The organism is Pseudomonas sp. NPDC077186, from assembly GCF_044543505.1.
Classification (GTDB): domain Bacteria; phylum Pseudomonadota; class Gammaproteobacteria; order Pseudomonadales; family Pseudomonadaceae; genus Aquipseudomonas.
Map to the genome: position 1 here is coordinate 362,170 of NZ_JBITWE010000004.1, position 13,647 is coordinate 375,816.

Sequence of the window (13,647 nt, forward strand, 5' to 3'; positions counted from 1 at the left end):
TCGTTTACAGCGCCGGGCTGAGCATCAACAACAGACTGCACAGCAAGCCAACCACCCAGACCAGACTGCGCTGCCAGTGCAGGTCGTACCAGTAGCACAGCAGGTACAGCACCCGACTGACCACGAAGGTCACCGCCAGCACATCCACCAGCACCCCGTAGGTCTGGGTGACGTGGGCCATCAGCACGCCGGCGGCGAACAGCGGGAAGGCCTCGAAGCTGTTCTGGTGGGCGGCCAGGGCGCGGGCGCCGAAGCCCGTCAGGCGGTTTTGCTGGGCACGCGGATGGCGGTTGTCGTAGCGCCCGCCGCCCTCCTCGGCCATCGCCTTGGCCACCGGGGCCTTGGCGATGAAGATCAGCAGGGCGCTGATGAACACGCACCAGAACGGCAGACTCATTCGCTCTTCTCCTTGGCCACTTCGGCGGCCGGCGTTGGGGTGTAGACCATCACTTCCAGCACATCCGAGTGGAATTCGCGGCGATACAGCACCAGCACCACGCCGGCGCTGACCAGCATAAAGAACCAGGGATTGATGAACCAGGCCAGGGTCGCCATGCCGAAATAGTAGGCGCGCAGGCCCTGGTTGAACTGGTTGGCGGCCATCGAGATGACCCGCGCGGTGCGCTCGGCGAAGGCCTTGCGCTCCTGCTCGGTGACGTGCCGCTCGCCGACCATGGGCGCCGAACCGACCAGCACCGCGGCGAAGTTGTACTGGCGCATGCACCAGCTGAAGGTGAAGAAGGCGTAGACGAACACCACCCCCAGGCCCAGCAGCTTGACCTCCGACAGCTCGCGGCTGGCCGGTTGCACGAACGGCAGGTCGGCCAGCAGCGACACCGCGCGGTCGGAGGCGCCGAGCACGGTGAGGATACCGGCGAGGATGATCAGGGTGCTGGAGGCGAAGAAGGAGGCGTTGCGCTCCAGGTTGCCGATCACGTTGGCGTCGGCGATGCGGTTGTCGCGCAGCAGCATGCGGCGCATCCAGTCTTCCCGGTACAGGTGCAGGACGCTGGCCAGGCAGGGCGTGGCGCGGCCCTTCCACAGCGCATAGCGGGTGTAGCCGGCCCAGCAGACGACGAACCAGAGCGCAGCCAGTAGATGGGGCAAGTAATGATCGCTGATGGGCATGCCAACTCCTTGTAGGACTGGCGGCGATTATAGCCAGGGCGCCCCTGCGGTTGCCGAAGAAAAAGGCCGCCTCGTGGGCGGCCTCTCATGACGCTGGCGACTCAGGCCACAGCCGGCTGGCGCAGGGCCAGCAACCGGTCGAGCGCCGCGACCAGCACCAGGGTCACCAGCACCGGCAACAGCCAGCCCAGGCTCTGATCGGCCAGCGGCAGTTGGCCAAACCAGGCCGGCACCTGCTCACCCCAGCCCGCCGCGGCGATGCCGTCGGCCACGCCGAACACCAGGGTAACCGCCATCACCGGCACGAACACCAGAGGCTGCGAGAGCCACAGGCGATTGGCCAGACTCAGCGCCACCAGCACGATGGCCAGCGGATACAGGCCCACCAGCACCGGCACCGAGACGCTGATCAGCTGGGTCAGGCCCTGGTTGGCCACGCCCAGGCTGAACAGGCCGAAGACGATCACCACGCTGCGGTAGGACACCGGCAGCAGGTTGCTGAAGAACTCGCCGCAGGCGGTCAGCAGCCCCACCGCAGTGGTCAGGCAGGCCAGGGTGATGACCACCGCCAGCAGCAGGCTGCCGGTGGTACCGAAGGTGTGCTGCACATAGGTGGTCAGTACCTGCACGCCGTTCTGCGCGTCGCCGGCAATACCCTGGCTGGTGGCGCCGAGGTAGAACAGCGCCAGATAGACCAGCGACAGGCCGATGGCGGCGATCACCCCGGCAATCACCGAGTAGCGGGTGATCAGGCCGGCGTCGCTGACGCCGCGGTCGCGGATGGCACTGGCGATGACGATGCCGAACACCAGCGCGCCGAGGGTATCCATGGTCAGGTAGCCCTGCAGGAAGCCCTGCACCAGCGGCGCCTCGCGGTAACTGTCGGCCACCGCGCCGATCTCGCCGGCCGGCGCGAACAGTGCCGCGCCGCCCAGCACCAGCAATGCCGCCAGCAGCACCGGGGTGATGTACTTGCCGATGCGGTCGACCAGTTGCCCGGGGTTGAGCGAGAGGAACAGCACCGCGGCGAAATAGGCCAGGGTATAGAGCAGCAGCGGCAAGCCCTCGTTGCCGGTGAAGGGCGCCACACCCATCTCGAAGGACACCACGGCGGTGCGCGGAGTGGCGAACAGCGGGCCGATGGCCAGGTACACCGCCACCGCCAGAATGGCGCCGGCGAGCTTGCCGATGGGCGCGGTCAGGCGCTCCATGCCGCCGCCGACGCGGGCCAGGGCGACCACGGTGAGCAGCGGCAGGCCGACGCCGGTGAGCAGAAAGCCCAGCGCCGCCGGCAGCAGGTTCTCGCCCGCCGCCAGACCGGCGCTGGGCGGAAAGATGATGTTGCCGGCGCCGAGAAACAGCGCGAATGTCATGAAGCCGAGGGCCAGGAGGTCCGAGCCTTGCAAACGAGTCATAGAGGGGAATACCACAAGCAGGAAATCGAAGAGTTGCGGAGGTTTCCTTCAGGGATCGGGGAAACGTCGCCCGAGCGTTTGGCTCGAACCACTGCAGGCATCGCCAGGCGCTTGTGGCGCCACGGACACCGGATAGTTGCGATACTAACGAAATTTGCTCGATAGCAGCACAGTTGCCGGACGAGCTGTCGAACTGGCGTAACTCGCTGTCGCATGCCCGACAGTTGCACGGCGCCAGCGACAACTGCCCTGCCCCGCCTGCCTTCCTGCAGGAGCGAAGGGGCGGCGTTCCGCTTTATTCGCGATCGCACTGCGGGCTTCGCGGATAAATCCGCTCCTACCCGAACCTGCGCTACATCGACAGGACCAGGAACAGGCCCAAACAAAAAGGCCACCCGAAGGTGGCCTTTTTGCGAGCAGTCAACGAAGGCTTAGGCCTTCTTGACTTCCCAACCGGTCAGCTCGGCCAGGGCCTTGCCGATGTCGGCCAGGGAGCGCACGGTCTTCACGCCAGCGTCCTGCAGCGCAGCGAATTTCTCGTCTGCAGTGCCCTTGCCGCCGGAGATGATGGCGCCAGCATGGCCCATGCGCTTGCCGGGCGGAGCGGTGACACCAGCGATGTAGGAAACTACAGGCTTGGTGACGTTGGCCTTGATGAAGGCAGCCGCTTCTTCTTCAGCCGAACCGCCGATCTCACCGATCATGACGATCGCTTCGGTCTTCGGATCTTCCTGGAACAGTTTCAGGATATCGATGAAGTTGGAGCCCGGGATGGGGTCGCCGCCGATGCCCACGCAGGTGGACTGGCCGAAGCCGGCGTCGGTGGTCTGCTTCACGGCTTCATAGGTCAGGGTGCCGGAACGCGACACGATGCCGACCTTGCCTGGCAGGTGGATGTGACCCGGCATGATGCCGATCTTGCACTCGCCGGGAGTGATCACGCCCGGGCAGTTCGGGCCGATCAGGCGAACGCCCAGCTCGTCGCAGATGACCTTGGCGTCCAGCATGTCCAGGGTAGGAATGCCTTCGGTGATGCAGACGATCAGCTTGATGCCGCCGAATGCAGCTTCCAGGATCGAGTCCTTGCAGAACGGAGCCGGAACGTAGATGACCGAAGCGTCGGCGCCGGTGGCTTCGACAGCTTCTTTGACAGTGTTGAACACCGGCAGGCCCAGGTGGGTAGTGCCGCCTTTGCCCGGAGTCACGCCGCCAACCATCTGGGTGCCGTAGGCGATGGCTTGTTCGGAGTGGAAAGTACCCTGCGAGCCGGTGAAGCCCTGGCAGATGACTTTGGTGTCTTTATTGATCAGGACGCTCATTACTTGCCCTCCGCAGCTTTGACGACTTGCTGAGCAGCGTCGGTCAGGCTGGTTGCCGCGATGATGTTCAGGCCGCTTTCAGCCAGGACCTTGGCGCCCAGCTCAGCGTTGTTACCTTCCAGGCGGACGACCACCGGGATTTTCACGCCGACTTCTTTCACGGCGCCGATGATGCCTTCGGCAATCATGTCGCAACGAACGATGCCGCCGAAGATGTTCACCAGAACGGCAGCGACGTTGCTGTCGGACAGGATGATCTTGAAGGCTTCGGTCACGCGCTCTTTGGTTGCGCCGCCACCTACGTCGAGGAAGTTGGCTGGCTTGCCGCCGTGCAGGTTGACGATGTCCATGGTACCCATGGCCAGACCGGCACCGTTGACCATGCAGCCGATGTTGCCTTCCAGGGCCACGTAGTTCAGCTCGAAGCTGGCAGCGTGGGCTTCACGAGGATCGTCTTGCGACGGGTCGTGGAAGGTCTTCAGCTTCGGCTGACGGTACATGGCGTTAGCGTCGATGTTGATCTTCGCGTCCAGGCAGTGCAGGTCGCCGTCGGCCTTGATGACCAGCGGGTTGACTTCCAGCAGAGCCAGATCGTGATCTTTGAACAGCTTGGCCAGACCTACGAAGATCTTGGCGAACTGAGCGACCTGCTTGCCTTCCAGACCCAGCTGGAAAGCCAGCTCGCGACCCTGGTACGGCTGAGCGCCAACCAGCGGATCGACGGTGGCCTTGAGGATCTTCTCAGGGGTTTCGTGGGCCACTTTCTCGATGTCCACGCCACCTTCGGTGGAAGCCATGAACACGATGCGACGGCTGGAGCGGTCCACTACCGCGCCCAGGTACAGTTCCTTGGCGATGTCGGTGCAGGATTCGACCAGGATTTTGCTGACCGGCTGACCGTTGGCGTCGGTCTGGTAGGTCACCAGACGCTTGCCCAGCCAGTTGGCGGCGAAGGCCTTGGCGTCTTCCTTGCTCTTCACCAGTTTGACGCCGCCCGCTTTACCGCGGCCGCCAGCGTGGACCTGAGCCTTGACGACCCACTCGGTGCCGCCGATTTTTTCGCAGGCTGCTGCGGCTTCTTCCGGGGTGTCTACCGCGAAGCCCTTGGATACGGGCAGGCCGTATTCAGCGAACAGCTGCTTACCCTGATACTCGTGGAGATTCATGCTTGTCTACCGTCTTCGTTTAGGTATTGCGCATTCGGCGCTGTACTTGTGATACCGCGCCACCTGTGACTGCCGGAGCAGTCCGCCGGGCTTTCCGCGGCGAGTGCCAAGCACTCGACGCGGGCCACCCGCCGTGGTTCTGCTTGCAAACACCGCCGTGGCGATGAGGCGATTACGCGACGCCCCGCCTACCGCAGCGGCTTACAACAACTCGAGTGGCCGGACGGGCCGGCCACTTGTGACGCTTAGCGCTTCTTGCGGTTGGCGATGTGAATGGCGCCGCCATTCACCGCCAGGGCTGCTTCGTGCAGCGCCTCGGACAGCGTCGGGTGCGAGAACACCATCATGCCCAGGTCTTCGGCGCTGGTGCCGAATTCCATGCCGATGGCGCCCTGCTGGACCAGCTCGGCGGCGCTCGGGCCGATCACGTGAACGCCCAGCACGCGGTCGGTCTTGGCATCGGCGATGACCTTGACCAGGCCGCCGGTGTCGTTGGCGGCCATGGCACGACCGCTGGCGGCGAACGGGAAGGTGCCGACGTTGACGGCAACGCCTTCGGCCTTGAGCTGCTGCTCGGTCTTGCCGACCCAGGCGATTTCCGGGTGGGTGTAGATCACCGACGGGATCAGGTCGTAGTTCATCTGCGCCTTGTGGCCGGCGATGCGCTCGGCAACCATCACACCCTCTTCCGAGGCCTTGTGCGCCAGCATCGCGCCACGCACCACGTCGCCGATGGCATAGACGCCCGGCACGCTGGTGGCGCACTGGTCGTCGACATAGATGAAGCCACGCTCGTCCAGGGTCACGCCGCTGTCGGCGGCCAGCAGATCGGTGGTCACCGGGCGACGGCCCACGGCCACGATCAGCTTGTCGAAGGTCAGCTTCTGCTCGCCTTCGGCATCGGTGAAACTCACGGTGACCTGCTTCTTCTTCACTTCCGAAGCGGTCACGCGGGCGCCCAGGCGAATCTGCAGGCCCTGCTTGGTCAGGGTCTTCAGGGCTTCCTTGGCGATCTGCTCGTCGGCAGCCGGGAGGAACTTGTCCAGCGCCTCGATCACAGTGACTTCCGCACCCAGGCGCGACCACACCGAACCCAGCTCCAGGCCGATGACGCCGGCGCCGATCACGCCCAGCTTCTTCGGTACGCTCTGGAACTCCAGGGCGCCGGTGGAATCGACGATCACGTCCTGATCGACCGGGGCCGGCGGGATGTCCACCGGACGCGAGCCGGAAGCCAGGATCACGTTGCCGGCTTCGATGACCTGGGTCTTGCCGTCCTTGTCGGTGACTTCGACCTGCTTGTTCGCCAGCAGCTTGCCGTGGCCTTCGAGCAGGGTCACGCCGTTGGCCTTGAACAGGCCGGCGACGCCACCGGTGAGGTTCTTGATGATGCTGTTCTTGCGCGCCACCATGGCCGGGACGTCGATGGTCACGCCCTTGGCTTCGATGCCGTGCACGGCGAAGCCGTCTTTGGCTTCGTGGTACTTCCAGGAGCTGTCCAGCAGCGCCTTGGACGGGATGCAGCCGACGTTCAGGCAAGTACCGCCGAGGGCGACCTTACCCTCCTTGTCCTGGTACTTCTCGATGCAGGCGGTCTTCAGACCGAGCTGCGCTGCTTTGATGGCCGCTACGTAGCCACCAGGGCCGGCACCGATGACTACCACGTCGAATTTCTGGGTCATAACGTATTCCTTCTCGAATAAACCGGACGGCCCTGTGAACAGGGCCGCCGTGGGAGAGACTGGCTTTTAGATATCCAGCAGCAGACGCGCCGGGTCTTCCAGCAAGTTCTTGATGGTCACCAGGAAGGTCACGGCTTCCTTACCATCGATCAGGCGGTGGTCGTAAGACAGCGCCAGGTACATCATCGGGCGGATCACCACCTGACCGTTTACCGCCATCGGACGCTGGATGATGTTGTGCATCCCCAGGATGGCCGCTTGCGGCGGGTTGACGATCGGGGTCGACATCATCGAGCCAAAGGTACCGCCATTGGTGATGGTGAAGGTACCGCCGGTCATCTCCTCGATCGACAGCTTGCCGTCTTTGGCCTTCTTGCCGAAGGTGGCGATGCCGCTTTCGATCTCGGCCAGGCTCATCAGCTCGGCGTTGCGCAGCACCGGCACCACCAGACCGCGGTCGCTGGACACGGCGACGCCGATGTCGGCATAGCCGTGGTAGACGATGTCGTTGCCGTCGATCGAGGCGTTGACCGCCGGGAAGCGCTTCAGGGCTTCGGTCGCGGCCTTGACGAAGAACGACATGAAGCCCAGGCGCACGCCGTTGTGGGACTTCTCGAACAGGTCCTTGTACTTCGAGCGCAGCGCCATGACTTCGGTCATGTCGACTTCGTTGAAGGTGGTCAGCATGGCCATGGAGGACTGCGCCTCGACCAGACGCTCGGCAATCTTGGCGCGCAGGCGGGTCATCGGCACGCGCTTCTCGGTGCGGTCGCCAGCGGCGAAGACCGGAGCGGCAGCGGCCGGAGCGGCGGCAGGCTTGGGCGCCTGCGCAGCCGGGGCGTTCTTCTTGGCTTCGACTGCGGCGACCACGTCTTCCTTGGTCACGCGGCCACCCTTGCCGGTGCCGGCGATGCTGCTGGGGTCGATGCCGTTCTCTTCGGCCAGCTTGCGCGCGGCCGGCGAGAGGATGGCGTCGTCGCCAGCGACAGCCGGGGCGGCGGCCTGAGCCGGAGCAGCCGCGGCGGCGGCAGGAGCGGCAGCCGGAGCAGCGGCGGCAGCACCGCCTTCGCTCAGCTTGCCCAGCAGCTCGTTGGAGAGCACGGTGTCGCCTTCGTTCTTGACGATCTCGGCCAGGACGCCGTCGGCCTCGGCCAGTACTTCGATCACCACCTTGTCGGTCTCGATGTCGACGATCAGCTCGTCGCGCTTGACCGCATCGCCCGGCTTCTTGTGCCAGGTGGCCACGGTGCCGTCGGCAACCGATTCCGGGAAGGTTGGGGCTTTGATCTCGATAGCCATTGTGTGTGTTTCCTTAAATTCGGTTTTTACCGGGAGGCGGCACCCGCCGCCCCCCGGATGAAGGCGTTAAACAGTAAAGGCGTCCTGCAGCAGTTTTTCCTGCTGCTCGGCGTGCATCGAGGCGTAACCGCAAGCCGGCGCGGCCGAGGCATCGCGACCGGCGTACTCGAGGAACAGGGCCTTCTTGTGCGCGCTGGCAACCCGACGCATATGGTGCTGGCTGCAGTACCAGGCGCCCTGGTTCATCGGCTCTTCCTGGCACCAGACGATGTGCTTGAGGTTCTTGTACGGCGCCAACACCTCGGCCAGATCCTCTTCCGGGAACGGATAGAGCTGTTCGATACGGACGATGGCGATGTCCTCGCGCCCCTCGGCACGACGCTTCTCCAGCAGGTCGTAGTAGACCTTGCCGCTGCACAGCACCAGACGCTCGACCTTCTTCGGATCGAGCGCATCGATCTCCGGAATCACGGTCTGGAACGAGCCTTCGGCCAGGTCTTCCAGGGTCGAGATGGCCAGTTTGTGGCGCAGCAGCGACTTCGGCGTCAGCACCACCAGCGGCTTGCGCAGCGGGCGGATCACCTGGCGACGCAGCATGTGGTAGACCTGCGCCGGGGTGGTCGGCACGCAGACCTGCATGTTGTGCTCGGCGCACAGCTGCAGGTAGCGCTCCAGGCGCGCCGAGCTGTGCTCGGGGCCCTGCCCTTCGTAGCCGTGCGGCAGCAGCATGGTCAGACCGCACAGGCGACCCCACTTGTGCTCGCCGCTGGAGATGAACTGGTCGAACACCACCTGGGCACCGTTGGCGAAGTCGCCGAACTGGGCTTCCCAGATCACCAGCGCGTTCGGCACGGTGGTCGAGTAGCCGTATTCGAAGGCCAGTACCGCTTCCTCGGAGAGGAAGGAGTCGTACAGCTCGAACTTCGGCTGCCCTTCGTAGAGGTTCTTCAGCGCCACATAGGTGCTGGCGTCCTTCTGGTTGTGCAGCACCGCGTGACGGTGCGAGAAGGTGCCGCGGCCGATGTCCTGGCCGGTCATGCGGATCGGGTGGCCTTCGAACAACAGGGTGGCGTAGGCCATGGTTTCGGCGTAGCCCCAGTTGATCGGCAGACCGCCTGCGCCCATCTTCTGGCGATCCTCGAGAATCTTCGCCACCTGGCGCTGAACCAGGAAACCCTCGGGGATTTCCAGCAGCTTGGCGGACAGATCCTGCAGGGTCTTCAGGTCGAAGCGGGTGTCGTGACGCGCGGTCCAGGCATGGCCCAGGTACGGACGCCAGTCGACGAACAGTTCCTTGTTCGGCTCCTTGACCAGGCTCTTGACCACGTGCTGGCCGTTGTCCAGCGCAGTGCGGTACTCGTCGATCTTGGCCTGCACCTCGTCGCTGTTCTGCACGCCGGCGGCAACCAGGGCGTCGGCGTAGAGTTCACGGGTGGTGCGCTGCTTGGCGATCTGCTGGTACATCAGCGGCTGGGTGCCGTTCGGCTCGTCGGCCTCGTTGTGGCCACGACGACGGTAGCAGACCAGGTCGATGACCACGTCGCGCTTGTACTGCATGCGGTAGTCGACGGCCAGCTGGGTGACGAACAGCACGGCTTCCGGATCGTCGCCGTTCACGTGGAAGATCGGCGCCTGGATCATCTTCGCCACGTCGGTGGCGTATTCGGTCGAGCGCGAGTCTTCCGGACGGCTGGTGGTGAAGCCGACCTGGTTGTTGATCACGATGTGGATGGTGCCGCCCGTCTTGTAGCCACGGGTCTGCGACATCTGGAAGGTTTCCATGACCACGCCTTGCCCGGCGAAGGCCGCGTCGCCGTGGATGGAGATCGGCAGCACCTTGTCGCCGGCGGTGTCGCTGCGACGGTCCTGGCGGGCACGCACCGAACCCTCGACCACCGGGGAGACGATCTCCAGGTGCGAGGGGTTGAACGCCAGCGCCAGGTGCACTTCGCCACCAGCGGTCATGACGTTGGAGGAGAAACCCTGGTGGTACTTCACGTCGCCAGAGGACAGGCCCTCGGTCTTCTTGCCTTCGAACTCGTCGAACAGGTCACGCGGGTTCTTGCCGAAGGTGTTTACCAGGACGTTGAGGCGGCCGCGGTGGGCCATGCCGATGACGATTTCCTTGGTGCCGTAGGAACCCGAGCGCTGGATGACTTCGTCCAGCATGGGGATCAGGCTCTCGCCGCCTTCCAGACCGAAACGCTTGGTGCCCGGGTACTTGGTGCCCAGGTACTTCTCCAGACCCTCGGCCGCAGTGACGCGCTCGAGCACATGCGCCCGCACTTCGGTGGAGAACTGCGGACGACCGCGCACGCTTTCCAGGCGCTGAGCGAACCAGTGGCGCTGGCCGGAATCGACGATGTGCATGAACTCCGCGCCGATGGTGCGACAATATGTCTGCTGCAAGGCGTCGCGAATTTCGCGTAGGGTCGCCTCTTCCTTACCGATGTACAGCTCGCCGGTACGGAAGGTGGTGTCCAGGTCGGCGTCGGTCAGGCCGTAGTGGTTGATCGACAGATCGGACGGCGCAGTACGCACCCACAGACCCAGCGGGTCGAGCTGGGCGGCCTGATGACCACGCACACGATAGGCCTGGATCAGACGCAGCACTTCCACCTGCTTCTTCTCGTGCTCGCTGCTCACGGTTCCCGCGGAAACCGGCTGGGCACGACGCGAATTCTTGGCGAGCAGGACGAAATGATCGCGAATGGTCGAATGCGACACGTCCGTTGCGGCGCTGCCGTCGGTCGGCAACTTCTGGAAGTAAGTGCGCCATTCTTCTGGCACAGCGTTGGGATCGTGCAGGTAGAGCTCGTAGAGCTCTTCCACGTAGGCAGCGTTGCCACCGGATAGGTGGGCACTGTCCCACATGCGCTGCATCACGCTTTCTTGCATGCTTGGTCACCCTCGGTAAGGGGACACCACCGGCGTGAACACCGCATGGTCGTACCCGAGCCCTGGTGCTGCGACTCGGATAAAGCCACTTGGGTTCCCGCAGATAGTCCGGGTACCAGCCCGGATGCCCCTGCTGGTCGTCATATTTTTCGAGTAGGAACCGCGGCTTTGTGGGCTGCGGTTCTGGCTTTACTGCGAGACCGGCCGAAGCCGGGCTCGCAGGTGTTACGGGTACAGCAACTTGCGAATCAGGTACCGCTCTGCAGCAGCATGTTGCGTACGTGACCGATGGCCTTGGTCGGGTTCAGACCCTTGGGGCACACGTTCACGCAGTTCATGATGCCGCGGCAGCGGAACACGCTGAACGGATCGTCCAGCGAGGCCAGACGCTCGGCGGTCTTGGTGTCGCGGCTGTCGGCCAGGAAGCGATAGGCCTGCAGCAGCGCGGCCGGACCGAGGAACTTGTCCGGATTCCACCAGAACGACGGGCAGCTGGTCGAACAGCAGGCGCACAGGATGCACTCGTACAGGCCATCCAGCTTCTCGCGCTCTTCCGGGCTCTGCAGACGCTCGATGGCCGGAGCCGGGGTGTCGTTCTGCAGGAACGGCTGCACCTTCTCGTACTGCTTGTAGAAGATGCTCATGTCGACGACCAGGTCACGAATGACCGGCAGACCCGGCAGCGGACGAATCACCAGCTTGCCGCCTTTCAGCCCCGCCGCGGACAGCGGGGTGATGCAGGCCAGGCCGTTCTTGCCGTTGATGTTCATGCCGTCGGAACCACATACGCCTTCACGGCAGGAGCGACGGTAGGAGAAGCCTTCGTCCTGCTCCTTGATCAGCGCCAGCACGTCGAGGACCATGATGTCCTTGCCGCCGGTGTCGACCTGGAAGTCCTGCATGAACGGAGCGGCGTCTTTCTCCGGGTTGTAGCGATAAACACTGACTTGCAACATATCAGTCACCCTTAATAAGTCCGAACCTTGGGTTCAAATGCCGGAACGGTCTTCGGCGCGAAGTTGACCGCACGCTTGGCCACGCGCTTCTCGCCCGGGAAGTACAGGGAGTGGCACAGCCAGTTTTGGTCATCGCGCTCTTCGAAGTCTTCGCGAGCGTGGGCGCCACGGGACTCTTTGCGAGCCTCGGCCGCCACCGCGGTCGCTTCGGCGACTTCGAGCAGGTTTTGCAGTTCCAGCGCTTCGATACGCGCAGTGTTGAACGCCTGGCTCTTGTCCGCGATCTTGACGTTCGCGATGCGCTCACGCAGGTCGGCCAGTTGTTGGATGCCCTTCTGCATGTATTCGCCGGTACGGAATACACCGAAGTAGTTCTGCATGCACTGTTGCAGCTCTTTGCGCAGCGGGGCGACGTCTTCGCCGGTGCTGCGCTGGTTGACGCCGGACAGGCGCGCCAGCGACTGCTCGATGTCGGTCTCGCTGGCACCACGGACTTCCACGCCTTCTTTCAGCGCTTTCTCCAGGTGCAGACCAGCGGCGCGGCCGAATACCACCAGGTCGAGCAGCGAGTTGCCGCCCAGACGGTTGGCACCGTGTACCGATACGCAGGCGACTTCGCCCACGGCGAACAGACCTTCGATGATCTTGTCGTTGCCGTTGGCGTCCTGGGTGATGGCCTGGCCGTGGATGTTGGTGGCCACGCCGCCCATCATGTAGTGGCAGGTCGGAATCACCGGAACCGGCGCGACGACCGGATCGACGTGAGCGAAGGTCTTGGACAGTTCGCAGATGCCCGGCAGGCGGCTGTGCAGCACTTCTTCGCCGAGGTGGTCGAGTTTGAGCAGCACGTGGTCCTTGTCCGGGCCACAGCCGTTGCCGGCGATCACTTCCTTGACCATGGAACGGGCGACCACGTCGCGGCCGGCCAGGTCCTTGGCGTTCGGCGCGTAGCGCTCCATGAAACGCTCGCCATGGGCGTTGATCAGATAACCACCCTCGCCACGGCAACCTTCGGTGACCAGTACACCGGCGCCGGCGATGCCGGTCGGGTGGAACTGCCACATCTCGATGTCCTGCACCGGCACACCGGCACGCAGGGCCATGCCCACGCCGTCGCCGGTATTGATCAGGGCGTTGGTGGTGGAGGCGTAGATACGGCCGGCACCGCCGGTGGCCAGAACCACGGCCTTGGAGCGGATGTAGACGGTCTCGCCGGTCTCGATGCAGATGGCGATGATGCCGACGATGGCGCCGTCCTGGTTCTTCACCAGGTCGACCGCGTACCACTCGTTGAGGAACGAGGTGCCGGCCTTCAGGTTGGCCTGGTACAGAGTGTGCAGCAGGGCGTGACCGGTACGGTCGGCCGCGGCGCAGGTACGGGCCGCCTGGGTCGGATTGTCCGGGCCCTTGGACTGACCGCCGAACGGACGCTGGTAGATGCGGCCCTGTTCGGTACGGGAGAACGGCAGACCCATGTGCTCGAGCTCGAACACCGCTTCCGGGCCGACGGAGCACATATATTCGATAGCGTCCTGGTCACCGATGTAGTCGGAACCCTTGACGGTATCGTACATGTGCCAGCGCCAGTCGTCGTTCGGGTCGGCCGAAGCGATGGCGCAGGTGATGCCGCCCTGGGCGGACACGGTGTGCGAACGGGTCGGAAACACCTTGGTGACCACGGCAGTCTTGTGACCGCCCTGAGCCAGTTGCAGCGCAGCACGCATGCCGGCGCCGCCGCCACCCACGATGATGGCGTCATAGGAGAGAGTACGGATGCTAGCCAT

General features: G+C 64.2%; 10 protein-coding genes. All 10 read right to left on the reverse strand.

The window, feature by feature from the left end; translation table 11 throughout:
* Window positions 1-4: 4 nt before the first annotated feature.
* The 10 genes from ACIGKL_RS17190 to sdhA all read right to left on the reverse strand — a co-directional run bounded on the left by ACIGKL_RS17190 (window position 5) and on the right by sdhA (window position 13,647).
* Complete coding sequence (locus tag ACIGKL_RS17190; RefSeq protein WP_397487688.1) at window positions 5-397, reverse strand: MAPEG family protein; 393 nt, start codon at window positions 395-397, stop codon at window positions 5-7.
* Window positions 394-1,128, reverse strand: a complete 735-nt coding sequence (locus ACIGKL_RS17195; protein WP_397487689.1) for a DUF599 domain-containing protein — start codon at window positions 1,126-1,128, stop codon at window positions 394-396. The genes ACIGKL_RS17190 and ACIGKL_RS17195 overlap by 4 nt, the downstream gene beginning before the upstream one ends.
* A gap of 101 nt (window positions 1,129-1,229) precedes the next feature.
* A complete protein-coding gene (brnQ, locus tag ACIGKL_RS17200; RefSeq protein WP_397487690.1) occupies window positions 1,230-2,543 on the reverse strand; it encodes a branched-chain amino acid transport system II carrier protein in 1,314 nt (437 codons plus the stop codon).
* Window positions 2,544-2,974: 431 nt separating this feature from the next.
* Window positions 2,975-3,862: a succinate--CoA ligase subunit alpha gene (gene sucD, locus ACIGKL_RS17205; RefSeq protein ID WP_397487691.1), complete on the reverse strand. Its 888-nt coding sequence runs from the start codon at window positions 3,860-3,862 to the stop codon at window positions 2,975-2,977.
* Complete coding sequence (gene sucC, locus ACIGKL_RS17210) at window positions 3,862-5,028, reverse strand: ADP-forming succinate--CoA ligase subunit beta (RefSeq protein ID WP_397487692.1); 1,167 nt, start codon at window positions 5,026-5,028, stop codon at window positions 3,862-3,864. Before sucC ends, sucD begins: the two co-directional genes overlap by 1 nt.
* Window positions 5,029-5,273: 245 nt before the next feature.
* Window positions 5,274-6,710 (reverse strand): dihydrolipoyl dehydrogenase, encoded by a 1,437-nt coding sequence (gene lpdA / locus ACIGKL_RS17215; protein ID WP_397487693.1) that lies wholly within the window; start codon window positions 6,708-6,710, stop codon window positions 5,274-5,276.
* Window positions 6,711-6,776: 66 nt separating this feature from the next.
* A complete protein-coding gene (odhB, locus tag ACIGKL_RS17220; protein WP_397487694.1) occupies window positions 6,777-8,009 on the reverse strand; it encodes a 2-oxoglutarate dehydrogenase complex dihydrolipoyllysine-residue succinyltransferase in 1,233 nt (410 codons plus the stop codon).
* A gap of 66 nt (window positions 8,010-8,075) precedes the next feature.
* Window positions 8,076-10,907 carry a 2-oxoglutarate dehydrogenase E1 component gene (locus tag ACIGKL_RS17225; protein ID WP_397487695.1) on the reverse strand — a complete coding sequence of 944 codons (2,832 nt, stop codon included), beginning with the start codon at window positions 10,905-10,907 and terminating at the stop codon, window positions 8,076-8,078.
* A 248-nt stretch (window positions 10,908-11,155) separates the two neighbouring features.
* Window positions 11,156-11,863, reverse strand: a complete 708-nt coding sequence (locus ACIGKL_RS17230; protein WP_024308047.1) for a succinate dehydrogenase iron-sulfur subunit — start codon at window positions 11,861-11,863, stop codon at window positions 11,156-11,158.
* A gap of 11 nt (window positions 11,864-11,874) precedes the next feature.
* Window positions 11,875-13,647 (reverse strand): succinate dehydrogenase flavoprotein subunit, encoded by a 1,773-nt coding sequence (gene sdhA, locus ACIGKL_RS17235; protein ID WP_021442751.1) that lies wholly within the window; start codon window positions 13,645-13,647, stop codon window positions 11,875-11,877.

What these genes read in the sequence shown, in the direction of transcription:
- brnQ (WP_397487690.1), bottom strand. Translation starts at nt 2,543, where the DNA reads ATGACTCGTTTGCAAGGCTCGGACCTCCTGGCCCTCGGCTTCATGACA.
- sucC (WP_397487692.1), bottom strand. Translation starts at nt 5,028, where the DNA reads ATGAATCTCCACGAGTATCAGGGTAAGCAGCTGTTCGCTGAATACGGC.
- odhB (WP_397487694.1), bottom strand. Translation starts at nt 8,009, where the DNA reads ATGGCTATCGAGATCAAAGCCCCAACCTTCCCGGAATCGGTTGCCGAC.
- sdhA (WP_021442751.1), bottom strand. Translation starts at nt 13,647, where the DNA reads ATGGCTAGCATCCGTACTCTCTCCTATGACGCCATCATCGTGGGTGGC.
- ACIGKL_RS17230 (WP_024308047.1), bottom strand. Translation starts at nt 11,863, where the DNA reads ATGTTGCAAGTCAGTGTTTATCGCTACAACCCGGAGAAAGACGCCGCT.
- ACIGKL_RS17190 (WP_397487688.1), bottom strand. Translation starts at nt 397, where the DNA reads ATGAGTCTGCCGTTCTGGTGCGTGTTCATCAGCGCCCTGCTGATCTTC.
- sucD (WP_397487691.1), bottom strand. Translation starts at nt 3,862, where the DNA reads ATGAGCGTCCTGATCAATAAAGACACCAAAGTCATCTGCCAGGGCTTC.
- lpdA (WP_397487693.1), bottom strand. Translation starts at nt 6,710, where the DNA reads ATGACCCAGAAATTCGACGTGGTAGTCATCGGTGCCGGCCCTGGTGGC.
- ACIGKL_RS17195 (WP_397487689.1), bottom strand. Translation starts at nt 1,128, where the DNA reads ATGCCCATCAGCGATCATTACTTGCCCCATCTACTGGCTGCGCTCTGG.
- ACIGKL_RS17225 (WP_397487695.1), bottom strand. Translation starts at nt 10,907, where the DNA reads ATGCAAGAAAGCGTGATGCAGCGCATGTGGGACAGTGCCCACCTATCC.